The organism is Haloarcula quadrata, assembly GCF_003634715.1.
GTDB classification, from domain to species: Archaea; Halobacteriota; Halobacteria; order Halobacteriales; family Haloarculaceae; genus Haloarcula; species Haloarcula marismortui.
In genome coordinates this window covers 1648796-1671322 of the sequence record NZ_RBWW01000001.1, presented here as the reverse complement: position 1 = coordinate 1671322, position 22527 = coordinate 1648796, and the positions used below count along the sequence as shown (strand labels likewise).

24 protein-coding genes are annotated in these 22527 nt (G+C 62.9%); 11 read left to right on the top strand and 13 right to left on the bottom strand.

Going from position 1 to position 22527, the window contains the following annotated elements; all coding sequences use genetic code 11:
* Nucleotides 1–33: 33 nt before the first annotated feature.
* From BDK61_RS08545 to BDK61_RS08535, 3 genes are all read right to left on the bottom strand, one after another.
* Complete coding sequence (locus tag BDK61_RS08545; protein WP_121303003.1) at nt 34–828, bottom strand: class I SAM-dependent methyltransferase; 795 nt, start codon at nt 826–828, stop codon at nt 34–36.
* Nucleotides 829–1077: 249 nt separating this feature from the next.
* A complete protein-coding gene (locus BDK61_RS08540) occupies nt 1078–1941 on the bottom strand; it encodes a 2-oxoacid:ferredoxin oxidoreductase subunit beta (RefSeq protein ID WP_004961781.1) in 864 nt (287 codons plus the stop codon).
* A complete protein-coding gene (locus tag BDK61_RS08535; RefSeq protein WP_004961782.1) occupies nt 1938–3698 on the bottom strand; it encodes a 2-oxoacid:acceptor oxidoreductase subunit alpha in 1761 nt (586 codons plus the stop codon). The genes BDK61_RS08540 and BDK61_RS08535 overlap by 4 nt, the downstream gene beginning before the upstream one ends.
* A 205-nt stretch (nt 3699–3903) precedes the next feature.
* Between BDK61_RS08535 and BDK61_RS08530 the strand changes: the two genes are divergently transcribed.
* Nucleotides 3904–4539 carry an FAD-dependent oxidoreductase gene (locus BDK61_RS08530; protein WP_121303002.1) on the top strand — a complete coding sequence of 212 codons (636 nt, stop codon included), beginning with the start codon at nt 3904–3906 and terminating at the stop codon, nt 4537–4539.
* 71 nt (nt 4540–4610) lie between these two features.
* Here the strand turns inward: BDK61_RS08530 and BDK61_RS08525 are convergent, their stop codons facing one another.
* Nucleotides 4611–5477 (bottom strand): universal stress protein, encoded by an 867-nt coding sequence (locus BDK61_RS08525; RefSeq protein ID WP_011223190.1) that lies wholly within the window; start codon nt 5475–5477, stop codon nt 4611–4613.
* Between the two features lie 131 nt (nt 5478–5608).
* Here BDK61_RS08525 and BDK61_RS08520 point away from each other — a divergent pair, with 131 nt between their 5' ends.
* Nucleotides 5609–5899 carry a transcriptional regulator gene (locus tag BDK61_RS08520; RefSeq protein WP_007190454.1) on the top strand — a complete coding sequence of 97 codons (291 nt, stop codon included), beginning with the start codon at nt 5609–5611 and terminating at the stop codon, nt 5897–5899.
* A 37-nt stretch (nt 5900–5936) separates the two neighbouring features.
* Here BDK61_RS08520 and BDK61_RS08515 read toward each other — a convergent pair whose 3' ends face one another.
* From BDK61_RS08515 to BDK61_RS08490, 6 genes are all read right to left on the bottom strand, one after another.
* Complete coding sequence (locus tag BDK61_RS08515) at nt 5937–6353, bottom strand: Rieske (2Fe-2S) protein (protein ID WP_007190455.1); 417 nt, start codon at nt 6351–6353, stop codon at nt 5937–5939.
* 92 nt (nt 6354–6445) lie between these two features.
* Nucleotides 6446–7318 (bottom strand): aminotransferase class IV, encoded by an 873-nt coding sequence (locus BDK61_RS08510; RefSeq protein WP_121303001.1) that lies wholly within the window; start codon nt 7316–7318, stop codon nt 6446–6448.
* On the bottom strand, nt 7303–8037 hold the full coding sequence (locus BDK61_RS08505) for an anthranilate synthase component II (RefSeq protein WP_011223186.1): 735 nt from the start codon (nt 8035–8037) through the stop codon (nt 7303–7305). The genes BDK61_RS08510 and BDK61_RS08505 overlap by 16 nt, the downstream gene beginning before the upstream one ends.
* Nucleotides 8034–9503, bottom strand: a complete 1470-nt coding sequence (pabB, locus tag BDK61_RS08500; protein ID WP_121303000.1) for an aminodeoxychorismate synthase, component I — start codon at nt 9501–9503, stop codon at nt 8034–8036. The genes BDK61_RS08505 and pabB overlap by 4 nt, the downstream gene beginning before the upstream one ends.
* Nucleotides 9504–9573: 70 nt before the next feature.
* Entirely contained in the window at nt 9574–10161 is a 588-nt protein-coding gene (locus tag BDK61_RS08495; RefSeq protein WP_121302999.1) for a helix-hairpin-helix domain-containing protein, read from the bottom strand.
* Nucleotides 10162–10211: 50 nt separating this feature from the next.
* Nucleotides 10212–11009, bottom strand: a complete 798-nt coding sequence (locus BDK61_RS08490; RefSeq protein ID WP_121302998.1) for a shikimate dehydrogenase — start codon at nt 11007–11009, stop codon at nt 10212–10214.
* 133 nt (nt 11010–11142) lie between these two features.
* On the opposite strand from BDK61_RS08490, the gene BDK61_RS08485 reads away from it, so the two are divergent.
* From BDK61_RS08485 to BDK61_RS08455, 7 genes are all read left to right on the top strand, one after another.
* The gene (locus tag BDK61_RS08485; RefSeq protein WP_121302997.1) at nt 11143–12504 is read left to right on the top strand and encodes a sodium:calcium antiporter; all 1362 of its coding nucleotides are present in this window, start codon (nt 11143–11145) and stop codon (nt 12502–12504) included.
* Nucleotides 12504–13859 carry a D-aminoacyl-tRNA deacylase gene (locus tag BDK61_RS08480; protein ID WP_121302996.1) on the top strand — a complete coding sequence of 452 codons (1356 nt, stop codon included), beginning with the start codon at nt 12504–12506 and terminating at the stop codon, nt 13857–13859. Before BDK61_RS08485 ends, BDK61_RS08480 begins: the two co-directional genes overlap by 1 nt.
* A 103-nt stretch (nt 13860–13962) precedes the next feature.
* Entirely contained in the window at nt 13963–15123 is a 1161-nt protein-coding gene (gene ftsZ / locus BDK61_RS08475) for a cell division protein FtsZ (protein ID WP_004592941.1), read from the top strand.
* Nucleotides 15124–15251: 128 nt separating this feature from the next.
* A complete protein-coding gene (locus BDK61_RS08470; protein WP_244209737.1) occupies nt 15252–16490 on the top strand; it encodes an ABC transporter substrate-binding protein in 1239 nt (412 codons plus the stop codon).
* Complete coding sequence (locus tag BDK61_RS08465) at nt 16487–18940, top strand: methyl-accepting chemotaxis protein (protein ID WP_208644663.1); 2454 nt, start codon at nt 16487–16489, stop codon at nt 18938–18940. Before BDK61_RS08470 ends, BDK61_RS08465 begins: the two co-directional genes overlap by 4 nt.
* Before the next feature lie 148 nt (nt 18941–19088).
* Nucleotides 19089–19268, top strand: coding sequence for a protein translocase SEC61 complex subunit gamma (locus BDK61_RS08460; RefSeq protein WP_004516835.1), 180 nt, complete (start codon nt 19089–19091; stop codon nt 19266–19268).
* Nucleotides 19269–19272: 4 nt separating this feature from the next.
* Nucleotides 19273–19710, top strand: a complete 438-nt coding sequence (locus BDK61_RS08455) for a transcription elongation factor Spt5 (RefSeq protein WP_004516836.1) — start codon at nt 19273–19275, stop codon at nt 19708–19710.
* A 331-nt stretch (nt 19711–20041) separates the two neighbouring features.
* On the opposite strand, the gene BDK61_RS08445 is transcribed toward BDK61_RS08455, so the two are convergent.
* Nucleotides 20042–20341, bottom strand: coding sequence for a DUF7565 family protein (locus tag BDK61_RS08445; protein WP_004961826.1), 300 nt, complete (start codon nt 20339–20341; stop codon nt 20042–20044).
* Nucleotides 20342–20456: 115 nt separating this feature from the next.
* Here BDK61_RS08445 and BDK61_RS08440 point away from each other — a divergent pair, with 115 nt between their 5' ends.
* Nucleotides 20457–21218, top strand: a complete 762-nt coding sequence (locus tag BDK61_RS08440) for a PHP-associated domain-containing protein (RefSeq protein ID WP_049938819.1) — start codon at nt 20457–20459, stop codon at nt 21216–21218.
* Here the strand turns inward: BDK61_RS08440 and BDK61_RS08435 are convergent.
* Both BDK61_RS08435 and BDK61_RS08430 read right to left on the bottom strand, forming a co-directional pair.
* Nucleotides 21215–21721, bottom strand: a complete 507-nt coding sequence (locus BDK61_RS08435) for a metal-dependent hydrolase (protein ID WP_004961832.1) — start codon at nt 21719–21721, stop codon at nt 21215–21217. The genes BDK61_RS08440 and BDK61_RS08435 overlap by 4 nt on opposite strands.
* A gap of 36 nt (nt 21722–21757) precedes the next feature.
* Complete coding sequence (locus tag BDK61_RS08430; protein ID WP_011223177.1) at nt 21758–22267, bottom strand: CinA family protein; 510 nt, start codon at nt 22265–22267, stop codon at nt 21758–21760.
* A 78-nt stretch (nt 22268–22345) separates the two neighbouring features.
* Here BDK61_RS08430 and BDK61_RS23350 point away from each other — a divergent pair, with 78 nt between their 5' ends.
* Nucleotides 22346–22489, top strand: coding sequence for a hypothetical protein (locus tag BDK61_RS23350; RefSeq protein ID WP_004961837.1), 144 nt, complete (start codon nt 22346–22348; stop codon nt 22487–22489).
* Nucleotides 22490–22527 lie beyond the last annotated feature (38 nt).

Sequence of the window (22527 nt, the reverse complement as noted above, 5' to 3'; positions counted from 1 at the left end):
TGTCTGGCGCTTCGCCTCCACCATATCGCCGACCTACCGCGACGCAGGTTTGCGAACGAGATAGCAGTACTGTGTGAAACTGAAAAACGTCTCCCCGGCGACCTCCTGCTCCCGGAGGTCGTTCGCCCAGGCCTGTGCCGCCATCCGCCCGATAGCTCCATGGTCGGCCGCATAGTCCTCAATGAACTGCATGAGATGATACGCGAACGTCTCTTCTTCGAGTCGGGTGTTGACAATAGTGTTCGGTTCGACCCGGTCGACCGTCAGCCCAGCCTCACGGAGAACAGGGGCCAGACGGGAGCCGAGCCGTGGCTGCGGGCAGTGGTCGTCGAACGCCCTGAGGACGCGGGCCATTCGCTCTGGATTGGGACTGCGCCAGACAAGCGACGCGAAATCAGCGTCACAGACGACAGCGGACCCGCCGGGCCGCAGGACTCGGGCCAGTTCTGCAACCGCCGAAGAAACTGTTTCGAGGTACTCGAACACCTGCACCGCAACGGCCGCATCGACCGATTCGTCGGCCACTGGAAGGTCACCTGCGTCTCCCTGTGACACGGTCACCTGCGGGAGCGAGGCACAGCGTTCTCGGGCGAGTTCAAGCATCGCCTGGCTCCGGTCGATACCGTGAACGTGTCCCTCGTTGCCGACCGCCCAGCCGATCTCCGCCGGCTCGAAGCCCGGCCCACAGCCAATAGAAAGAACGGTGTCGCCTGGTTCGGGTGCGAGCAGGCCCCGGACTCGCTCCCGACGCGCCGCTGCGGCCGGTGTTCTGTATATCGCTTCCTCCTGCCGGGCTTCCGCTTCGTCGTAGTCAAGCGTGCCACCCATCTCCGCACAGTTCTCATTCGGTTGTCATAAATGAAACCATTCGGCAGCGTTACACTCGCCACAACTCGCTGCTAGGGTCCGTTAGTAAAAACGGCCCCCTCGGCAAGCCAATAGAAACAGCAGGTAGCATACGGCGGCCGCAGGCCGCCGTTTCACTGGAATCGAGGCTGTGGCCTCGATTCCGGCCTTTTTAGCGTAGATTTTTACGCCGAGTGGTGCGCGAAGCGCACCCGAGGCACAAAAAGGTACTTAGTAGAACTCGCGGACGAGATCCATCGCGCCCTCAGGCGCGCCGTCCGGAATCTCAGCCATCGAGCCCTCGACGCCCTCGCGTTCCTCGAAGGGGACGGAGTCTTCGTCCTGATACAGGACGCCCATGTACTCCTTCTCGCTTTCGAGGATCTTGTCCTTGGCCTGGTCGCGGTCCGCCGGGTCGTGGTCGGTCTCGTCGAGGTCCACGATGGCGTCGCGGAAGTAGTCGTAGGTGTCCACGTCGTTGAACGTCACACACGGTGAGTAGACGTTCACGAAGCCGAAGCCGTCGTGTTCGACGGCTTTCTGGACGATCTCGGCGTGTCGCTGTGCGTTCGAGGAGAACGACTGCGCGATGAACGTCGCACCGGAAGCCAGCGCCAGCGCCTTCGGATTGACCGGCGGCTGGTTCGGCCCGTCAGGTGAGGTCGAGGTCTCGAAGTCCTCACGCGAGGTCGGCGAGGCCTGCCCCTTGGTCAGCCCGTAAATCCGGTTGTCCATCACGACGTAGCTCATGTCGACGTTGCGCCGCACCGCGTGGATGAAGTGGCCGGCACCGATGGAGTACCCGTCACCGTCACCGCCCGAGACCATCACTTCGAGGTCCGGGTTGGCCATCTTCACGCCGATGCCCACCGGCAGCGCGCGGCCGTGGACGCCGTGGAGCGCGTAGCTGTGCATGTACGTCCCGATCTTACCGGAACAGCCGATACCGGCGACGATGAAGGTGTTGTCGGGGTCGTTGCCCGTCTCTGCCAGTGCCTTCATCATGCCGTTCATCGTCCCGAAGTCACCGCAGCCGGGACACCAGGTCGGTTGCTTGTCGGATTTGAAGTCTGTGAAGCGAACGTCGGAACTCATTGTGTTGCCTCCGGGGGTGTGTCAAGCGTTTGCTTGATCTCGGTTGCCAGTTCGTCTGCTTTGAACCGCACGCCGTTGTACTTGTTGATGCGCTGTACCCGTTCGAGGACGTCGTGCTCAATGACATCCGCAAACTGGCCAGTGGCGTTACACTCGACGACAATGACGTCCTCTGCGGCTTCGATCTCTTCGGAGAGGTCCGGCCGCGGGAAGATGTACGGCACCGAGAGGAACCGCACGTCGTAGCCGTCTTCCTCCAGCAGCGTCAGCCCCTCGCGCAGGGCTCCTTCGTTGGAGCCCCAGGAGATGACGAGCGTATCGGCGTCGGAGTCGCCGAACTCGCGGTAGTCGAAGTCCTCCTGCTCGCGGGCGGTCTCGACTTTCCGCTGGCGCTTGTCGACCTGCTCGATACGCACGTCCGTGTCTTCGGTCCGCCGGCCAAGTTCGTCGTGTTCGAGGCCGGTGGTCATGTGCGCGCCGTCGGTCGTGCCGGGGAACGCACGCGGCGAGACCCCGTCTGCGGCCGCGAAGTGGGCCTGGAAGCGCCCCTTCTCGTCCAGCCAGGCGTCGATCTCGTTCTCGTCGACGACCTTCCCGCGGTCGATTTCGACTTCGTCCATGTCGAAGGTCTCGGGGGAGAAGGTCTGTTCCGTCACGGCCATTGCGAGGTCCGAGACGAGGAAGACCGGCGTCTGGTATTTTTCGGCGAGGTTGAACGCCTCGACGGTCTTCCAGAAGCACTCCGAGACAGTCGTCGGAGCGACGACGAACCGCGGAATTTCGCCGTGGCCGCCGTACAGTGTCATGTTGAGGTCGCCCTGCTCCTGCTTGGTCGGCATCCCGGTCGACGGACCGGAACGCATCACGTCACAGATGACCAGCGGCGTCTCGCTGGTGGCGACCAGCCCGAACGTCTCGGTCATCAGGTCGATACCCGGACCGGACGTGGCGGTCATGGCTCGGGCACCGGCACGTGCCGCGCCAAGCGCCATGTTGATCGCGGAGAGTTCGTCTTCGGCCTGAACGACCTTGCCACCGAACTGGTCGACACGGCCGGTCATGTATTCCATCACGTCCGTCGCTGGCGTGATTGGGTAGCCGGAGTAGAAGCGACAGCCGGCGGCGATAGCACCCATGCCGATGGCCTCGTCGCCGTTGAGAAGCACGTAGTCCTCGTCGGTCGTCTCCATGTCGTAGTCGAACTCGCCGTACTCCTCCTGGACGTAGTGCTGTCCCTTCCGGGCGGCTTCCTTGTTGTTCTCGACGATGGCCTCGCCCTTGTCGCCGAAGCGCTTTTCGAGGCTTTCGTCGAGGTTCTCGATGGGGAAGCCAGTGACTTCACACGCCGCGCCGAGGGCGACGACGTTGAGCATGATGGCCCCACCCGCGTCCTCGGCGAGTCGTTTCAGCGGTACTTCGAGTGCCGTCGCGTCGCCGGGGACTTCCACGTCCTGCATCGTCGAGCGCTCACCGTCGTAGATGATGACGGAATCCTCGTGGAGTTCGTCCTCGTTCTCGTGGATGGTGCGCTCTGTGAGTGCAATCAGGATGTCTAGGCGGTCAACGACACTCTCGACGCGGTCGACTGACGTCCGTACCTTGTAGGCAGTGTACCCGCCACGGATGCGGGAGGCGAAGTCCTTTGAGGTGAAGACGTGTCGACCAGCCCGGGAGAGTGCCTGCGCGAAAATCTTCCCGGTGGAGTCGATTCCATCGCCGGCTTCGCCGCCGATGGCCCAGTTCAGGTCCTCTGGCATTATATCCCTCGGGTAGCCAGCGTGGTAGGAAAAGCCTTCCGTAACCGCCCGCGCGCGCACTACTCGCTTTCGAGTGAATTCCGGGGTAGTTTCGAGTGAAAACCGGCATAATCACCCGTATGTTAGAAAATGCCGGCAACTGATGCCGGTAGGCGTGAAACTCCGCGACCGTAACCCCCTTGCCCAGTCACGGCAACTCTCAGGTATGGATGAACAAGTCCTCGACGTGGTTGCCGTCCGAGATGTCGGACCGGACACCGTGGCGATCGACTTCGAGACACCGGAGGCCTTCGACGCACAGCCGGGGCAGTTCGTCAAGCTGACGCTGGGCGTCGACGGGGAGGACATCTCGCGGTTCTACACAATCTCCTCGCCGACAGTCGACGAGGCGTTCGAGATTACCGTCGGCACCGACCCCGACGGCGAGCTAGCCCCCCAGCTCGGCGCGCTTGAAGCGGGCGACGGTGTCCGCATCGCCGGGCCGTTCGGGTCGGATTACTACGAAGGCGAGAGTCGCGCTGTCGTCCTCGCCGGTGGGCCCGGCGTCGGTCCAGCCGTGGGTATCGCCGAGCGCGCACTGGACGACGGCAACGAGGCTGCAGTCGTGTATCAGGACGATGCGCCGGTCCACGAGGACCGACTGGACGCGCTCGCCGAGGCCGGGGCGCTCGTCTCGGTCATCGACAGCGAGGAATCCCTGACTGAGCCAGTCGCCGACGCCATCGAAGACGGCGGCCAGGTGTTCATTTATGGCTTCGCGGACTTCCTCGACGCCGCCACGGAAGCGCTCGAAGCTGCCGGCGTCAGCACTGACGACGCGAAAGTCGAGAACTTCGGATAGGCGGTCGAGTGCCGTCCGAGCGTCGTCTCGCCGGCTGGCTATAATTCCACGATACACCACTGGGAGCGGTGTTAGCTTTCCTCGCCGACGTCCGACGCTCGAACGGTCATCACCGGAACCGGCGAGGTTCGGACCAGTTTTTCGGCAACGCTGCCCAGCAGGTAGCGGTCGACACCCGTGCGACCGTGGGTCCCGATGACGACGAGGTCGGCATCAGTGTCCTCAATGGCGTCGAGGATGGCCTGATACGGGATACCGTGAGTGATTGCTGTCTCAACGGCTTTGACTCCCATCTTAGTGAGTTGATCGGAGCCATCCTCGACGGCATCCGTCGCGACCGACTCCAGTTCGTCAACGATGACGGTGGACCCCACATCGATACCGAGCGACCGCGTGTCCACCACCGAAACGAGATGGACTGTCGCGTCGGTTTCGCTTGCGAGTGTGCCCGTCGGCTCGATAGCTGCCTCCGCGCCGCTACTGCCATCAGTCGGGAGCAGAATGTCGTCGAATGAGATGGTTCCCGGCTCCGCGTCGGCTTTGACAGAAAGGACGGGCACGTCGGCGAGGCGGACGACTTTCTCGGTGACGCTCCCGAGGAGGAACCGCCGGACGCCGGTTCGCCCGTGCGTTCCCATAATGATGAGGTCGATACCGGTCTCGTTGGCGTAGTCGAGGACCGCGTCATGGACGACTCCCTCGCGAACGGCGGCGGTGATGGACAGGCCCTCGGTGTCGACGTGGTCGGCCTGGGACTCGATGAAGGCTTCCGCCGGAGAGTCGCCGTCGTAGTCCCAGTCGTCCGTGGGTCCGTGCTCGTCAACGACCGAGAGGACGTGGACGGTGGCGTCGTGAGTGCGTGCAAGCGTCGCGGCAGCCTCGAACGCACGCTCGGAACCGGGACTTCCGTCTGTCGGCACAAGGATACTATCGAACATCGATTGGTCTCGCTGTTCACCGCCGTCGGTGATAAAGTACCGTGACGGAGCGAGGAACTGTCCGGGAGACGGCAACGGTGGCGCCACGAGAACAGAACAAAGCCTATAACAGTCGGATGCCAATTTTTCCCATGCGCGAGGCAAGTCGGACGACGCGCCAGCGCATCGCTGACCAACTACGCGACAAAGCGATGGCCGCCGGGACAATCGCAAACGAGTTCGAAATACAGACCAGCGACGCGCTCACACACGTAGAGCATATCTCGAAATCTCTGGAATCAACCGACGAACAGCTCCTTGTTGCCCCACCCGAGTGCGAGGAGTGCGGCTTCACGGACTTCGACGACCTGACGAACCGACCGAGCCGGTGCCCGGAGTGTAAATGCGAGGCCGTCTCGGAGCCGGCGTACCGAATCAGCTGACAGGAGGGCGGTTCCCAGCGGCATCGATTCTGTGCGCTCAGTTCCCGGAGAAGCCGATGCGACCTCGTGAGGAAAGGTCATGATTGCCGGAGGGTCCCTGATTTTCGAACTCGTAGCGCTCGTCGGTCAGGTAGACATCACCGTCCTCAGTAGTGATCGCGACTTCCTCCAGCACTGCCCCCTCGCAGGGACCGTAGTTACACAGCCCCGACTCGGATTCGAACGTCGCCCCGTGTTTCTCACACACCAGTTCCCCGTTACGAACCGTCGCCCCACTGCCTTTGTCAAGCCGGACATCTGTCCAGTGTGGACAGTAGTTCTCGAACGCGACGACGGCGTCGGACAACTCAACGATAATCGCTTCTTTTGTGTCGAACCCGTCACGAACGGTGAACAGAAAGGTTCCATCGTCGGGCACTTCATCCAGCGCAACGATACGGCTGTCCTCGTCCATACTACGCGTCCATAAGGATGTGAGCCGTTTCAAACCGCCGGTCCCGGCCCTATTCTCGTCTTGAGGAGACGACCACCAGAACTGAATCGGCCTCAGTAATGGCGCTCCTCGATACGCTCGTCGAACAGTCGCTGCAGGAGCTTCGTCATCGGCCCGCTCCCGACGGAGATGCCGTCGACGGTCGCAATGGGGCGGATCTCCCACGTCGAGTTGGTGAGAAACGCCTCGTCGGCGTCACGCAGGGCATCGAGCGAATAGTGGCCGGTTTCGACGGGGAAGTCCTCGCCGCGGGCGATGTCCATCACCACGTCGCGGGTGACCCCCGGCAACAGGTCGAGGTCCGTACTCGGCGTCCGGAGGCCGTTGTCCGTGACGAAAAAGAGGTTGCTCGTCGCCCCTTCGGCCAGATTCCCGTCCGTGTCCCGAATGAGACACTCGTCGGCGGGTTCGCCGCCAGCAGCGGCCTTCCGGAGTTCGAGCCGGCCGAGAATCCCGTTGAGGTAGTTATGCGTCTTCGCGTCCGCCGGAACGGCCTCGCCCGGAATCCGCCGAGTCCGAACCGTCTGGACTGACGCCGGCTCATCCCAGATGCGTTCGCCGTCGAGCCCGCCCCGCGGGAGTTCCTTGCAGATGACGACGACCGTCGGGTCGACGTCGGCCCCCGGCGTGAGCTTCCCGGGCTGGACGCCCCGCGTGACAGACAGCCGGATGTACGCCTCCTCGAGGTCGTTAGCCGCGAGCGTCTCGTCGACGCGCTCCCCGAGGTCCTCGGGCACGGCGTCAGCGAAGCCCAGCGTCTCGGCCGTCCGCTGCAGGCGCTCGCGGTGGGCGTCCCACCGGAACGGCTCGCCGCCGTAGGCCCGGAGCGTTTCGAACGCCGCGTCGCCGTACATGAACCCGCGGTCGCGCACCGACACCGTTGCCTCGTCCTCGGGGACGAGCGTCCCGTTTACGTGGTATTGCATAGTAGGCAGAAGTTCTCGATCATGGTCTTGCCGTGGTCTGTCAGGATGCTCTCGGGGTGGAACTGCACGCCGATATGCGGGCGGTCGCTGTGGCGGACGCCCATGACGACCTGCGACTCGTCCGTGCCGTCGGCGGTGGCAGCGTCGGCTGACTCCGGTACCGCAGCGGCCTCAGCGTCGTCGCTGACAGTGTATGCCGTCTCGGTCAGTACGTCGGGGAGGTTCTCGCGGTCGACCGCCAGCGAGTGGTAGCGCCCGACCTCGAACGGGTCCGAGATGTCTTCGAACACACCTGTGCCGTCGTGGGTAACCGACGAAGACTTGCCGTGGACAACCGCCTCGGCGTGGCCGACTGGCGCGCCGTTGGCCGCACACAGTGCCTGGTGGCCGAGACAAACCCCTAGCGTCGGGTATTCCAATTCCTCGAATATCGGCATCGAGACGCCGGCATCCTCGGGCGTCCCTGGCCCCGGCGAGACGACAATGCCATCGGGGTCCATCTCCCGGATACCTTCGACAGCAATGGCGTCGTTGCGCCGAACGACCACATCGTCCTCGGTCCCGCCCAGTCGGAGAACCACCTCGCCGACGTACTGGACGAGGTTGTACGCGAAGGAATCGTAGTTGTCGATGACCAGTACGGTCGGAGCCAGCGAGTCCGTCGCCGGGCCGCCCGCAGTGTTGTTGCCGCTATCGTCGCCGCCACGGTGGCCGCTCATTGCTGGTCCTCCATGGCAAGGTCGACACGCCGGCCCAGCGCCTCGTCGACGGCGTTAACGAGCGCGCGGCCCTTGTCCAGCGTCTCCTGATACTCGCGGTCCGGGTCCGAATCGTGAACCACCCCGGCACCGACGCGGAGGTGGTACTCCTCGGCGTACCGGACCAGCGTTCTGATGACGATGTTCAGCGTCGCCCGGCCATCGAAGCCGAACAGGCCGATGGAGCCGGTGTACGGTCCCCGTCGCGTGGCCTCGACCTCGTCGATAATCTCCATCGTCCGGGGTTTCGGCGCGCCGGTAATGGTGCCGCCCGGGAACACCGCAGCGATGGCGTCCTGCAGAGACGCGCCGTCGCGGAGTCGGCCCTCGACAACCGAGACGAGGTGCATTACCTCGGAGTAGCGGTCGACGCGGCGGTAGTCAGACACTTCCACGCTCCCGAATTTGCTCACTTTCCCCAGGTCGTTGCGCTCCAGGTCGACGAGCATCGCGTGTTCGGCGCGCTCCTTCTCGTCGTCGAGCAGGTCCGTTTCCAGTCGGTCGTCAGCGTCAGGCGTCTCGCCCCGCGGGCGGGTGCCAGCGATGGGTTCGGTCTCGATACGGTCGCCATCGCGGTGCAAGAGGAGTTCCGGGCTGGCGCTGACGAGGTCAACGCCAGGGAACTCAAGCAGGGCAGAGTACGGTGCGGGGTTCACAGTTCGAAGCGCGTCGAAAGCCTCAATCGGATGGACTGCGGCGGGTGCGCGGAGACGCTGTGAGACGTTCGCCTGAAACGTGTCGCCGTCGCGGATGTACTGCTTGACCGTTTGGACTCGGTCAGCAAATGACTCGCGCGTGCAGTCACTCTCGAAGGTTGCTTCATCGGTCTCGACCGGCGGATCCTCGACACTGGGGTCGCCCTGTGCCGCTGCCCGCGCCAAGTCCAGCGCGTGCTGCTTGCCGAACTCGTAGGCCAGTTCGGGCGTCTCAAAGTCGTCGACCCGCGGGCAGGCTGTCACACGCAGCGTCACCGACTCACCGCGGGGTTCCTCCCAAGCGGCGAAGCGGTCGTAGCGGGCCACCTGCAGGTTTGGGAGCGCGCGGTCGGCATCGGCGCTGTCGGGCAGTGACTCCAGTTCCCGCGCCACGTCGTAGGAGAGCCATCCAACGGCTCCGCAGGGATACGGCACGTCGCAGTCACCACGGACCAGCCGCTCGCCGTCGAGAAACTCAGTCAGTGCGGCGAGGGTCCCGCCAGCTCGGGGGTCGACCTCGCGGAAGTCCGCCGGAGCGGTCCCGAAGTAACCCCACCCCGACTGGCCGCCGGTCGTCGCCAGATACACGCCGCCAGTTTCGTCGCGCGCCCGGCGATAGGCGAGAAACGGGTCATCGACGTCCACTCGAACCTCGACAGGGACGCGCGCCGCTGGATGCGCGTCGGTCGCAAGGTCGGTGAACGTGGTCCGGTCGGTTTCGACCGATTGCATTACCGAATGAAAACAGTGCGGCGACTAATTCCCTTGCGGTTCGGCGCAAAAAGACGGAACGTCAACGGTTTCAGAAGTCTTCGGCCCGCTCGATCCAGCCCGAAACGCGGCTCTCTGAGAGGTCGGTGTCTGCGGCGATGTCCGCTGCATCCGCAGCGGCCAGTTCGCCCACCGTCTCGATACTGATATCGGCGAGTCGGTCGGCGTAGGCGGGACCGATACCCTTTATTTCCGTGACTGGGGCAGTACTTTCCTCGTCCTCAGTCTCGGCATCAGCCTCGGCCGGTTCTTCGTCAGCGGTGGCCTCCGAGTCGCTGGCTTCGTCGTCGACCACTGGTTCTTGCTCGGACCCTGCTGGAGAAGCATCGGTCGCAGATGTCGATTCGTCGTCGGTCGCAGTCGGTGACGCCGCAGTCTCCGACTCGGCCGTCTGAGCAGATGTTGCACTCCCATCCCCTGATTCAGTCCCGGCCCCGTCCGCGGTATCGGATGTGTGGGTCTCGGTAGTCGTCGCGGTGTTCGTCCCCTTCACAGCGTCTTCGTCTTCAGTAGAGGGCTCTCGCTCGACGGTCACGTCCACGTCGCGATTGGTTCCCGACGTGGATGACCCAGTCCCGTCAAGCCCGAGGGCAGATTTCAATTTCTGAAGCAGACCCATACATAAACGTATTTATCCCCAACACAAATCTCTTGCTGGTGACCGCTCCGTTACAAGTGTTCGCGCAATCGGCCGTCCATCCTGTCTACAGGTGCGTCCTCGCCAGTCCAGCGTTCAAACGCTTCAACCCCCTGATACAGGAGCATCCACGCGCCGTCAACGGTCGTTGCGCCCGCGGCCGCCGCGTCCTGTAGCAGACGGGTCTCGATTGGCGTGTACACCGCATCGAGCACCGCGAGGTCGCTGTGTAACGCGTCGGCGGGGACCGGCGTCTTGTCCTCCTCCATGCCGACGCTGGTGCAGTTGACGAGGATGTCGGCGTTTGCGAGCAGGTCGGAGAGCGAATCGAGCCCGTGGCCGGAGGCGTCCGGGACTTCATCGGCGAGCGCGTCGGCTTTAGACTCGGTCCGGTTCGCGATCCGCACCGACAGCCCCTCGTCGGCGAGACCGAACGCGACCGCTCGCCCCGCACCGCCGGCCCCAACGACGACCGCCGTACCCGACAGCGACACGTCGTGATGGTCCAGCGCTCGGACCGCACCGACCGCGTCGGTGTTGTAGCCCGTCGGCGTCCCACCAGTGAAATCGACGGTGTTGACCGCGCCGATGCGCTCGGCGAGCGGTGCGGGGTCAACGGCGTCTAGCACGTCCTGCTTGAACGGGATTGTGACGTTGAGGCCGTCGACTCCGAGCGTCTCTGCCGCTTCGATGGCTTCGGCACCAGCATCCGCTGGTGGTTCAAACGTGACGTAGCGTGCATCAAGTCCCAGTGCCTCGTAGCCCGCCTCGTGCATCGGGGGCGACAGCGAGTGCCCGACCGGGTTGCCGATGAGTCCGTAAACGTCCATACCAACGCCAGCGCGCCCCGGTCGTATGAACGCCACGCTCTGTGGGAAGCACGGTCTGCAGACGACACTTTCGCAAGCTTTTCAGCCAGACCCAGCCACACTTCCGACAGTGAGTCGTTTTCGCCATCCACTGATGCAAGTCGCAGTCGCGCTGGCCCTGACTGTCGGCTGGATTTACCTATTTATCTCCGGCATTGAGGTCGGGAACGTGACCACCGTCGCGGTCAGTGGGCTCGCCGTCCTCGGGGCGTCGTTCCTCTTGGCCTGGGGCGCTGAAACCGCCGAGAAAGACGTACCGAGGGCGTTCGCTATCGCCGTCCTCGCCATTCTCGCCGTGGCTCCCGAGTACGCCGTTGACGCGCTGTACGCCTGGAACGCCGGGGCTGGTGGGGCGACGACGGAGGCCTGTCGCCAGTTCACGGCGGCAGAAATCGAGTCCGCAAGCGGGGGGCTCGCTCGCGCCTGTCACGACGCGAACCTCGCGATTGCGAACATGACCGGCGCGAACCGCATCCTCATCGGTATCGGCTGGGCGGGTATCGCCGTGTTCACCGTCTGGCGCGCCGCAAAGACACGGGACCCCGCAGTCACGAAACGCGACGGCTTCCTGAAAGACGCCGTCCAGCTGGACACCGACATCGCAACCGAGATCTCCTTCCTCTTTCTGGCGACGCTGTGGGCGTTTCTTGTCCCTCTTGGCGGCGGTATCGGTATCTTCGATACGCTGTTTCTGGTGGGCCTCTACGTCGCGTACATCGGCCTCGTGCTCAAGTCCGATATCGAACACAGCGAGCACACCGTCGGCGTCCCAAAGTACTTCCAGGAGTGGTCGCTGCCGTGGCGGCCACTCGTCGTCTTGGCGTTGTTTGGCTACTCCGGCGCAATGATTTTCACCGCGGTTGAGCCGTTCGCCCACGGCCTCGAAGAGATCGGCGTCGCGAACGGCATCCCCGAGTTCTTCATGATCCAGTGGGTCGCCCCGCTGGCCAGTGAGTCACCTGAACTCATTGTCGTCGCCGTGCTGGTCAACAAGGCCCGCTCGACGGCGGGGTTCAACGCCCTCATTTCCTCGAAACTCAATCAGTGGACGCTGCTCATCGGGACCATCGCAGTGGTGTACTCCATCGCACTCGGCGGGTACGGCGTCCTGCCGTTCGACGCCAGACAGGGCGCGGAGATCTGGATTACGGCGGCCCAGTCCTTCTTTGCGCTCGCCATTCTGGTCAACTTCGAGATCAGTATCCGGGAAGCAATCGGGCTGTTCGCGCTGTTCATCTCGCAGGTGGTTCTGGAGTTTGCCATCATCAGGGACCTTCTCGCTCTGCCGATATCGAGTCACGACCTTCTGCTGGCGTATACAGGGCTGTACATCCTCCTCGGGGTCGGACTGTTCGTCCAGCGCCGCGAGGCGCTGAAACACCTGCTTGGGCTGGCCGGTGACGCCGTCCGGTCCGCGGTGGGTCGTGAACCGGTCCATCTGGAGAACGCCGATTGATGCTCGGAATCGTTGTCTCACACGCCGACGCGGCATCGATGCACATCGGAGAGCACCTGCGCTCATTGCGGGACTGGGAAACGAGCGTCGACGAAACGCGGCCCGACGACGAAGGCGGCGGTACGGTGTACCAGATTGACAGCGTGGAACTCCGCGAGTTCGAGGCGTTACATCTGGACATCGAAAACGTCGCGGCAGCGTTCGACGACCCGGACCTGCTGGTGTTCGCCTCAAAACACGCCGGCGAGACGGACGAGCTCCTGACGGCCCACCATACCGGAAACTTCGGTGTCGCGGAGTACGGCGGCGAAGACGGGCAGTTCGCCCGCGCCTGTCCCGGGGCTCACAAGGCCGTGGTGTCGGCACTCCAGCGCCACGCTCCGCCGGACTACGAAGTCGGGATGGAGTGTACGCACCACGGCCCGACAGCAGTCGGTGTCCCGTCGATGTTTGTCGAGGTCGGCAGTGCGGAGCCACAGTGGGAGGACCCCGACGCCGCCGAGGCCACCGCCAGAGCGATACTGGACCTCGCCGACGAACCGGCTGACAGGCCGCGTGAGAACGGGACGCGCCGCCACCTCCTCGGGGTCGGCGGCGGCCACTACGCCCCGCGGTTCGAGCGAGTTGTTCGTGAGACGGACTGGGCGGTCGGCCACATCGCCGCCAACTGGTCGTTGGACACGCTGGCGGAGTGGGCCGACAGCGACGAGGAGCGCGACACAGTGCTCGACCGCGCCGTCCGGGCCAGCGCGGCCGACTACGCTCTCATGGAGGGCGACCGGCCGGACCTCACGGCCGCCATCGAGTCGCTGGGCTACCGCGTCGTCAGTGAGACGTTCGTTCAGGAAACAACCGGTGTCGACCTTGGCCTCGTCGAGGCGCTAGAAGACGCTGTCAGGCCAGTTGACGAGGGCCTTCGATTCGGAGCACTTGCACCTGGATACGACGGCGAGTGGACCGTACTCGACCTCCCGAGGGAACTTATCTCGGACGTGCGCGGCGTTGATAGCGAGGCACTACGCGACACTATTGAGCGTCAGTCCATTGCGTACGCAACCGAGCAAAACGGGACCGTGGTCACCGAACCGATTGTCTGTCCGGCGACGACGGAACTGGAAGCGGTCGTCGACCCACTCGTCGAAATCCTCAAACAACGCTTCGACAGTGTCGAGCGAAACGCGGACGAACTCGTTGCCCGCGAGACAGCGTTCGATCCGGACCTCGCGCGAACTGCTGATATCCCTGAAGGACCGAAGTTCGGGAAACTCGCCTCTGGCGAATCAGTCGAAATCGACGGCGAAGAAATCGACCCGGAGCGGTTCCAGCGCGAGCGTATACGTCGATATACGCTGTGAACACTGGCGCGTTAGCCGCCAAAGCTGGCACTCAACACGTCAGACGGGCGTCAGACACAGGGGGAAAACTAATAACTATTCGTCTGCAAGGACGCTTTAAATTATGGATTCGATAATTGACGACGCTATCGACGAGGCAGAACAAGACGGGGAGGACGCGGCTGGCGGGACTGTCGACGAAACGACATCGACGCCGTCGCAGGACATGTCCACATCGGGGACGATGTCCGACGAGGAACTGGCAAGCGTCGTCAAAGATCTGGAGACGAAGATTACTGTCGTCGGCTGTGGTGGCGCTGGCGGAAACACGGTCACCCGGATGATGGAGGAGGGCATCCACGGGGCCAAACTTGTCGCCGCAAACACTGACGCACAGCACCTCGCCGACGAGGTGGCCGCCGACACCAAGATTCTCATCGGCCGCAAGCGTACCGGTGGCCGCGGTGCGGGTTCGGTCCCGAAAATCGGCGAGGAGGCCGCACAGGAGGATATCGAGGACATCCAGCAGTCTATCGACGGGTCGGATATGGTGTTCGTCACCGCCGGTCTCGGCGGCGGCACCGGCACCGGTGCGGCCCCGGTCGTCGCACAGGCCGCGCAGGAAGCCGGCGCACTCACCATTTCTATCGTCACGATTCCGTTTACCGCGGAGGGTGAACGCCGCCGTGCCAACGCCGACGCTGGCCTCGAACGACTCCGTTCGGTTTCGGATACGGTCATCGTCGTGCCGAACGACCGCTTGCTGGACTATGCGCCGTCGATGCCGCTGCAGGACGCGTTCAAGATCTGTGACCGCGTGCTGATGCGCTCGGTCAAGGGCATGACCGAACTGATTACCAAACCCGGCCTCGTCAACGTGGACTTCGCCGACGTTCGGACCATTATGGAGAACGGCGGCGTCGCGATGATTGGCCTCGGCGAATCTGACTCCGAGAACAAGGCACAGGACTCCATCCGCTCGGCGCTTCGCTCCCCGCTGCTCGACGTGGAATTCGACGGCGCGAACTCCGCGCTCGTCAACGTCGTTGGCGGCCCCGACATGAGCATCGAGGAGGCCGAGGGTGTCGTCGAGGAGATCTACGACCGTATCGACCCCGACGCTCGTATCATCTGGGGTGCGTCGGTCAACAACGAGTTCGAGGGCAAGATGGAGACGATGATCGTCGTCACTGGCGTCGAAAGCCCACAAATCTACGGCCAGAGCGAGGCCGAGCAGGAGAAGGCCGCCCAGCAGCTCGGCGAAGACATCGACTACGTCGACTAAACTGCCTCGCTGTCTCAGTTTTCTATTTCCCCGTAATCGCCGTTACGTGCCGCCCTATCTACATTTTCTCTATCATAAATGATATTCTCGCCGAAAAGCGTTTATCCGGAAATTCAGATTCTTTCTTTATGTACTCTGACTCGAGGCGTGGTGTTCTCAAAAAATGTATCGCAGCTGGGAGCTTGGGCCTCTCGTCTGGCTGCCTTGGTACCCTGGGCGGGAGCGGTGACACCGTCCAGTTTGGTGCGGTTCTCCCACTCAGTGGTGCGCTCGCTCCGCTCGGGCAACACGGCAAGCGCATGGTCGAGCAGGCAGCGAGCGACGTCAACGCGGCCGGTGGTATCGGCGGTAACGATGTCGAAGTGACCATCCTCGATACCGAAGCGAACGCCGAAACCGCTGTCGAGCAGTACGGGACGCTTGTCGACCGTGGTGTCATCGGCTTCGTCGGTGGCCTCGTCAGTGACGCGTCGCTCGCCCTTGCACCGGAGGCGGCCAGCGACGAGATCATGGAAGTCAGCCCAGCCAGCACCGCCCCGCAACTATCGACGGCCGGCCAGGCCAACGGGCGGAAATTCTTCGGTCGAACGGTGCCAAGCGACGGGACGCAAGCACTGGTGATGGCGAAAGTCGTCGATGACTCGCTGTACATCGATGCGGACTCCGTCGCATTACTGAGCCTCGACAACTCGTTCGGTGCTGGACTGGCCGAGGCACAGCGTGAGGCGCTGGACGCCGAGGTTGTCGCCGATGTTCGGTACGACCCATCGTCGGAATCGTTCGACGACACGCTCGCAGAAGTGTTCCAGAACGACCCTGATGCCGTCACTTTCACCAGCGTCTCCGGTCAGGAACGCGGTATCCTTGATGCGTACAGCCAGTCGGAGTACGACGTTCCATGGGTGTTGTCAGCGGGAATGTTCGGCGGCGACCTCCCATCATACTTTGAAGGGTTCTACAGCGCCAGTCTGTCTTCCGCGCGAACGCAAGCGTACTTCGAACTCGTCCGCCGACTCCCGGATATCGATCAGCCCAAAGCGTACTCGGTTAACGCCTACGACGCGCTGTTTTTGATGGCATGTGCCGCCGAACAGGCCGGTGAAGCCAGCGGTCCGGCAATCGCCGAAACCATTCAGTCGGTTTCCGGCGGGTCTGGGCACACTGTTTCAGTCGGTGACTTCGGTCGTGTTCGGTCACTCACTGATGCAGGCCGATCAGTGAACTACCAGGGCGCGTCCGGAGGCGTCGACCTGACTGCGGACCTCGAACCGCTGAGTTCGTACCTGATCGAACAAGTCAATAATGGGTCAGTCGAGTCGCTAGAGCTATTGCAGCCACAGTTCTTCGAATCGGGAGGGAATCAATGAGTTCACTCCCGAGCCGGATGGTTCAGGCGACGGAACGTGCGCTCCCTGACGTTATTCGGCGGCGGTACGCGGCGAAGTTCGGCGTCCTGCTGCTCGGCGTGGTCGTCGTTCTCGCGCTGGGCGGCGCGGCGATCCACCTCGATACGGGGTCGCTGGTCGAGTCACAGACCGAAGAACAGATCATCGGTGTTGCGGAGTCCCAGTCGAGTTCCGTGTCGAGCTGGGTCTCGAACAAGCAGTCGACGGCGACGTTCCTTGCAGCGTCTATCGGTGACCGGTCCGAATCGACATCGGACAGAGAACAGCAGCAGTGGCTCGAACAGAAGCTTATCGGGCTCCCCGGAGATGTCCGGGCGCTGCATTACGTCGATGCCGCTGACGGCACAGTCACCGCCAGCACTGACGACGAACTCAACGGCGTCGCACTGAGCAACGTTGACGACCCGTGGACCGACGCGAGTGGTGCAGTCGTCTCGTCGGGACCGACGGGCACGTCCGAAGCGTACCAGAGCGGGAACGAATCGGTCATCGCATTCATCCAGCCCGTCTCCGGCAGCGACGAATACATCGTGCTGACGGCGTCGCTCGAGGCGCGCTCCCACGAGTTCACATCACCATTTGCGACCGGCGACGTGAAGGTCGTCGGGTCGAGCGGGCAGATCATCCTCGACAATCGAAAGAGTTCAATTCTCGAAGAGTATGCGGCAACCGGGGACGCGACCGATACCAGTGTTGACTCGGCACTGAACGGCGAAACCGGCTACAAGTCCGTCTCCGCCAGAACGGGGATGGAAGACGGGCAGTACGTGATGGCGTACACGCCGGTGACCGGCACTGACTGGGCGCTGCTGTATCACGTGCCCCAGGACCGCGCATTCGCCCTGCAGTCGGCTGTCTCGCAAAATATCGCACTCCTGGTGGCGCTTGCTGTTGGGGCACTGTTCGTCGTCGGCGTGACAATTGGGCGCGGAACCGCAAACGCACTCTCCCGCGTGGCCGAAAGCGCCGAGGACATCGCCGCCGGTGAGATCAACAGTACCCTCCCGGAGACCACGCGCGTCGACGAAATGGGACAGTTGTACGACTCATTCGCGTCGATGCAGGCGTACCTGACGACCGCCGCGGACCAGGCTGACGCGCTCGCCGAAAAGCGGTTCGACGACCCATCGCTCGACGAAAGCATCCCCGGAGAGTTCGGTGCGGCGCTGGAGGAGATGGGCGAGGATATCCAGACGTTGATTACCGACGTCGAGGCCGCCAGAGACGAGGCGGAGGCGGCAAAAGAAGACGCCGAGTCGATGGCGTCTGCCCTCGAAGCGAAGGCAGCCGAGTTCAGCAACGTGATGGACAAGTCGGCGGACGGGGACCTCACCCAGCGGATGGCCACCGACAGCGACTACGACGCGATGGTCGATATCGCGGAGAGCTTCAACGAGATGATCGCGGAACTCGAACGGACGGTCAACCGCATCGAAGGGTTCGCTGGAACCGTTGACAGTTCAACGGAGACCATTTCGGCGAGCGCACAGGAAGTGCGGTCGGCCAGCGAGTCGGTGAGCGAGTCGGTGCAACAGATCGCCGAAGGCGCTGACGAGCAAAATCGGAACATCCAGCAGGTGAGCGACGAGATGACCGACCTGTCGGCGACCGTCGAGGAAATCACCTCGTCGACCGACGAAGTCGCGTCGAAGTCCCAGCAGGCCGTCAACGACGGCGAATCCGGCCGCGAGTACGCCGAGCAGGCCGCCACCGAAATCGAAGCGCTCGAACGGAAGTCCACCGAGGCTATCGAACAGGTGGAGTCCCTCGCAGAGGAGATGGAGCGCATCGGCGAGGTCACGACGCTCATCGACGAAATCGCGGAACAGACGAACATGCTCGCGCTTAACGCGAACATCGAAGCCGCTCGGGCCGGTGAGGCAGGCGAAGGGTTTGCCGTCGTGGCCCGCGAGATCAAGACGCTCGCCGAGGAGACGCAGGAAGCAACGACTGACATCGAGTCGATGATCGGCGAAATCAGGTCCCGGACGGACTCCACCGTCGAGGATATGCGGGACATGGGCGAGAGCGTCGATACCGGGAAAGAGACGGTCGAAAACGCAACCGACTCGCTGACCAGTATTGTCCAGCAGGTCAACGAAGCTAACGACGGGGTGCAGGCTATCAGCGACGCGACCGACGAGCAGGCGGCCTCGATGGAAGAGGTCGTCTCGATGGCCGAGGAAGTCGGCTCGATCAGCGAGGAGACATCCGCCGAGGCCGAGAACGTCGCCGCGTCCGCCGAGGAACAGACGGCGTCGATCACGGAGGTCACCGAGAAGATACAGTCGCTCTCCAGTCAGGCGACTGACCTCAAGCAGCTTATCGACCAGTTCGAAACCAGCGATGCCGATAACGGTAGCGAGCTGGGGACACACGAATCGGGCGGAACTGCGCTGACTGACGACTGACCGAGCGGGTTCGGGTCGCCTGTTCCGGGTATCGCCCCGGTCTGTCGGCTACTTTTCATTCGAGACGATACCCAGCGCATTCTGTGAGGGTGAGGACTCGTCGCCGCGCACCACAATATAGAAAAGCCACCAGTGGGTACGACCCGCTATGGACGTTCCATACGATCTCACCTCCTACATCCGCGTACTCAAACTGGCGAGTACGCCGTCGTGGGAGGAGTTCTCCCAGATCGCGAAAATCGCCGGCGCGGGCATCGCGCTGGTCGGACTGCTCGGGTTCATCATCTTCGCTGTGATGACCTTCGTGCCTGGCAGCAAGCCGGTGTAAACCGATGGGGATCTACGCAGTCAAAACCACGGCCAGCCAGGAACGCACCGTCGCGGACATGATTATCTCCCGCGAGGAAGACGAGATCCACGCCGCGCTCGCGCCGGACTCGCTCACGAGCTACGTCATGGTCGAAGCGGACGACCACAACGTCTTCGACCGCATCCTCGACGAGATTCCCCACGCCAACGGCGTCGTGCAGGGCGAATCTTCGATGGCGGAAGTCGAGCACTTCCTCTCGCCGAAACCGGACGTGGAAGGCATCGCGGAGGGCGACATCGTCGAACTCATCGCCGGCCCGTTCAAGGGCGAGAAGGCGCAGGTCCAGCGCATCGACGAGGGCAAGGACCAGGTCACCGTCGAACTGTACGAGGCGACGGTCCCGATTCCGGTTACCGTGCGTGGTGACCAGATTCGAGTGCTGGACTCCGAAGAGCGGTAGACCCATATCCACCGGCGGAGCCGGTGGTTCACGGGCCTGAACGACTGAGGGCCCGCGTTTTCGCCCACGTTTTTCGAGGAGTGGTGCGCGAGCACAGTGAGCGCACCCGACGAAGAAAAAGGTGGAACAGTAGGAGGCGACGGTCCCGATTCCGGTTACCGTGCGTGGTGACCAGATTCGAGTGCTGGACTCCGAAGAGCGGTAGGCGAACGGGTCTCGTGCAATTCGAACGGATGCGTAGCGACCCGCAAGGAAGCAATCAAGCGTTTTCAAACTAGTTGGCAATCATTGTCGAGCAAAGTCAGGCACCGTCGTAAAACAGCGGTAGTTGCTACGCTTCGCCGCCTTCCAGTCGGTCGATGACCTCGCTCATGTTGGCGGCGGCCTCAACGGATTCCTTTATCTGTTCACGACGGCGGACCTCGGCGGCGGAGGCGTCGTAGGCGCGAACGTACTCCGCGCGGGAGTGTTCGTCGAACGCGTGCTTGATAGCGAAGTAGCCGTCGGGGACGACGGCACCACAGACCTTACACTCGATACGGTCGTGTTCGACCGACTGGTGGATGATAAGCTCCTCGACGCGGTCGAACTGTCTCTCGTCTCCTTCGATGTCGCACTCCCAGCGTGGCATTTGCTCAGTGGCAGGCGACCCGGGGTTAAAAACGTTGGCTGCCACCTGTCAGAAGTCTGTCTCTCAGATTGCCAAAACGGAAACCCCTAATGGCAGTACGGAGTTAGCGTTGACCGTGCAACCCGAGGGGTACGCCGTTGATCTCCACGTGAAAGTGCTCGACGACGGGGTCGTCGAGCGCGCGAAGGCACGTGGCCTCGACGCGCTGGTGTATGCGCCGCATTTCACGCGGCTGTCGGAGATACGGCGGCAAGCAGAGGCGTTTTCCGACGAAGAGCTGACTGTGTTTCCGGCCAGAGAGATATTTACTGGCACCTGGCAACAGCGCCGGCACGTACTGGCGATAGGCCTCGAAGACCCGATTCCGGATTTCATTACCTTCGACGGCGCGATGCGGGAACTGGACCGCCAAGACGCGGCTGTACTGGTTCCGCATCCCGGTTTTCTCAATGTCAGTCTCGGACTGGACGACATCGAAGCGTACGACGACATCATCGACGCGCTAGAAGTGTACAACCCCAAGCAGCTGTCCCATCACCGAGACCGTGCGCAGTCGTTCACGTCGGAAACCGGTCACGAGCCGTTCGTCTCCTCGTATGCCCACGTTCGCGGCACCGTCGGCGAGGCGTACGTAACGTTCACCAAAGCGTTCGAGAGCGTGGCGGGGCTCAGTGCGGCGCTGAAAGACGACGTGGAGCGGTCGCTGTTCCATCGCGATGGTCTCTCACACGACCTCCGCCGGGCGGTCGAGTGGGCGCATCTGGGGCTGGAAAACACGTGGGGCAAGTTCGACCGACTGATGTTACAGGGGACCGAGCCGACACATCCTGACCATGTCGCGTACGACGGTCGATTCAACGACGTGAAGGTGTACTAAACCAGAAACGCGCTGTTCTCGACGACGAAGGTCCTGACCGTTGGCGGCAGATACTGTGGGAGCACGTGGACGAGCAGGGCAACCGCGAGCAGTTCGAAGGCGGTAATCACGACGGTAACGGCTTCGGCGCGGTCGCTTGAGGTTGTCACGCCCGTCGGTGAGCCATACTCTGTGTCCGAGAACGGGTAGAACAGGGCAATCCCCCGTCGGGAACCGAAGTAGTCAAGCACGTAGTGCGTGAGGACACCGAGCCACACCCACTGGAGATTGCCGCCGTGATACAGCGGATGGGCCAAGAATATGATGAGGACGGGGAGATTGTGCAGGGTCTTGCGGTGCTTGCCGAAGGCGGTGTCGACATCGGGAAACAGTGCGCCCAAGACGATGGGAAGGAACACTTCCGCGATTGTTGCGAAGGTCGTCACGTCGCCCGAGGGGTCAAGAACGTATCCCAGTCCGATGCTCAAGAGGACGGCGTTCAGGACGTGCCCACGTTTGTTCATCTACCTGACCGTCCGTGTCCCAACTGAAAGAGCTTACTACTCCTGTAAGGCGGTTTCCAGGTCCCGGAGCGCCTGTGTCGCGATGGCCGATTTGATCTCGCGACGGGTACCATCGAACTCGTAGCGAGACACTGTCACGCCGGACTCGTTGGTTCCCCAGGGGGCGGCCTCGGCGACGGCGATGTACACCGTCCCGACGGGCGTCTCCGGCGAGCCGCCGCTCGGCCCAGCGACGCCAGTCGTAGCGACGCCCCAGTCGGTCCGGGCGGTGTCGCGAACGCCCCGAGCCATTTCGATAGCGACCGGCTCGGAGACCGCGCCGTGAGCGTCCAGCGATTCCCGCGAAACAGCCAGCAGTTCACGCTTGGCCTCGTAGGAGTAGGTGACCAGCGAGCGGTCGAAGTAGTCGCTGGAGCCGGGTATGTCCGTTATTTTCGAACCGACAAGGCCACCGGTACAGGATTCCGCGGTGGCGACCGTGGCAGCAGCTTCTCGGAGACGCTTGCCGACGCGCTTCTCGACCGGGGTCGCAGTGTCGTCTGCCATTGTCCGTAGTTGTCGTGATAGGCGAATAAACGTTCAGGCCAGGCCGATATATTTCAGCTTGGAGACACAACTGTGTATATGAGCTATCAGACGACGCTTGGCTGGTCACTCGTTACATCGGGCCTCGTGACGCTGTTCCTCTGGGTCCTGCCGGGGTCGGACCTCCTGTGGGGGATGCTGTTGCTCGTCCTCGGCGGACTGACGCTGTATATTCGCCAGTAGACAGAAAAGCAGACGGGGCCGGCAGTCGGAGTGGACAT

Coding starts and splice junctions, on each gene's coding strand:
- BDK61_RS08545 (WP_121303003.1), bottom strand. CDS start 828: ATGGGTGGCACGCTTGACTACGACGAAGCGGAAGCCCGGCAGGAGGAA.
- BDK61_RS08540 (WP_004961781.1), bottom strand. CDS start 1,941: ATGAGTTCCGACGTTCGCTTCACAGACTTCAAATCCGACAAGCAACCG.
- BDK61_RS08535 (WP_004961782.1), bottom strand. CDS start 3,698: ATGCCAGAGGACCTGAACTGGGCCATCGGCGGCGAAGCCGGCGATGGA.
- BDK61_RS08530 (WP_121303002.1), top strand. CDS start 3,904: ATGGATGAACAAGTCCTCGACGTGGTTGCCGTCCGAGATGTCGGACCG.
- BDK61_RS08525 (WP_011223190.1), bottom strand. CDS start 5,477: ATGTTCGATAGTATCCTTGTGCCGACAGACGGAAGTCCCGGTTCCGAG.
- BDK61_RS08520 (WP_007190454.1), top strand. CDS start 5,609: ATGCGCGAGGCAAGTCGGACGACGCGCCAGCGCATCGCTGACCAACTA.
- BDK61_RS08515 (WP_007190455.1), bottom strand. CDS start 6,353: ATGGACGAGGACAGCCGTATCGTTGCGCTGGATGAAGTGCCCGACGAT.
- BDK61_RS08510 (WP_121303001.1), bottom strand. CDS start 7,318: ATGCAATACCACGTAAACGGGACGCTCGTCCCCGAGGACGAGGCAACG.
- BDK61_RS08505 (WP_011223186.1), bottom strand. CDS start 8,037: ATGAGCGGCCACCGTGGCGGCGACGATAGCGGCAACAACACTGCGGGC.
- pabB (WP_121303000.1), bottom strand. CDS start 9,503: ATGCAATCGGTCGAAACCGACCGGACCACGTTCACCGACCTTGCGACC.
- BDK61_RS08495 (WP_121302999.1), bottom strand. CDS start 10,161: ATGGGTCTGCTTCAGAAATTGAAATCTGCCCTCGGGCTTGACGGGACT.
- BDK61_RS08490 (WP_121302998.1), bottom strand. CDS start 11,009: ATGGACGTTTACGGACTCATCGGCAACCCGGTCGGGCACTCGCTGTCG.
- BDK61_RS08485 (WP_121302997.1), top strand. CDS start 11,143: ATGCAAGTCGCAGTCGCGCTGGCCCTGACTGTCGGCTGGATTTACCTA.
- BDK61_RS08480 (WP_121302996.1), top strand. CDS start 12,504: ATGCTCGGAATCGTTGTCTCACACGCCGACGCGGCATCGATGCACATC.
- ftsZ (WP_004592941.1), top strand. CDS start 13,963: ATGGATTCGATAATTGACGACGCTATCGACGAGGCAGAACAAGACGGG.
- BDK61_RS08470 (WP_244209737.1), top strand. CDS start 15,252: ATGTACTCTGACTCGAGGCGTGGTGTTCTCAAAAAATGTATCGCAGCT.
- BDK61_RS08465 (WP_208644663.1), top strand. CDS start 16,487: ATGAGTTCACTCCCGAGCCGGATGGTTCAGGCGACGGAACGTGCGCTC.
- BDK61_RS08460 (WP_004516835.1), top strand. CDS start 19,089: ATGGACGTTCCATACGATCTCACCTCCTACATCCGCGTACTCAAACTG.
- BDK61_RS08455 (WP_004516836.1), top strand. CDS start 19,273: ATGGGGATCTACGCAGTCAAAACCACGGCCAGCCAGGAACGCACCGTC.
- BDK61_RS08445 (WP_004961826.1), bottom strand. CDS start 20,341: ATGCCACGCTGGGAGTGCGACATCGAAGGAGACGAGAGACAGTTCGAC.
- BDK61_RS08435 (WP_004961832.1), bottom strand. CDS start 21,721: ATGAACAAACGTGGGCACGTCCTGAACGCCGTCCTCTTGAGCATCGGA.
- BDK61_RS08430 (WP_011223177.1), bottom strand. CDS start 22,267: ATGGCAGACGACACTGCGACCCCGGTCGAGAAGCGCGTCGGCAAGCGT.
- BDK61_RS23350 (WP_004961837.1), top strand. CDS start 22,346: ATGAGCTATCAGACGACGCTTGGCTGGTCACTCGTTACATCGGGCCTC.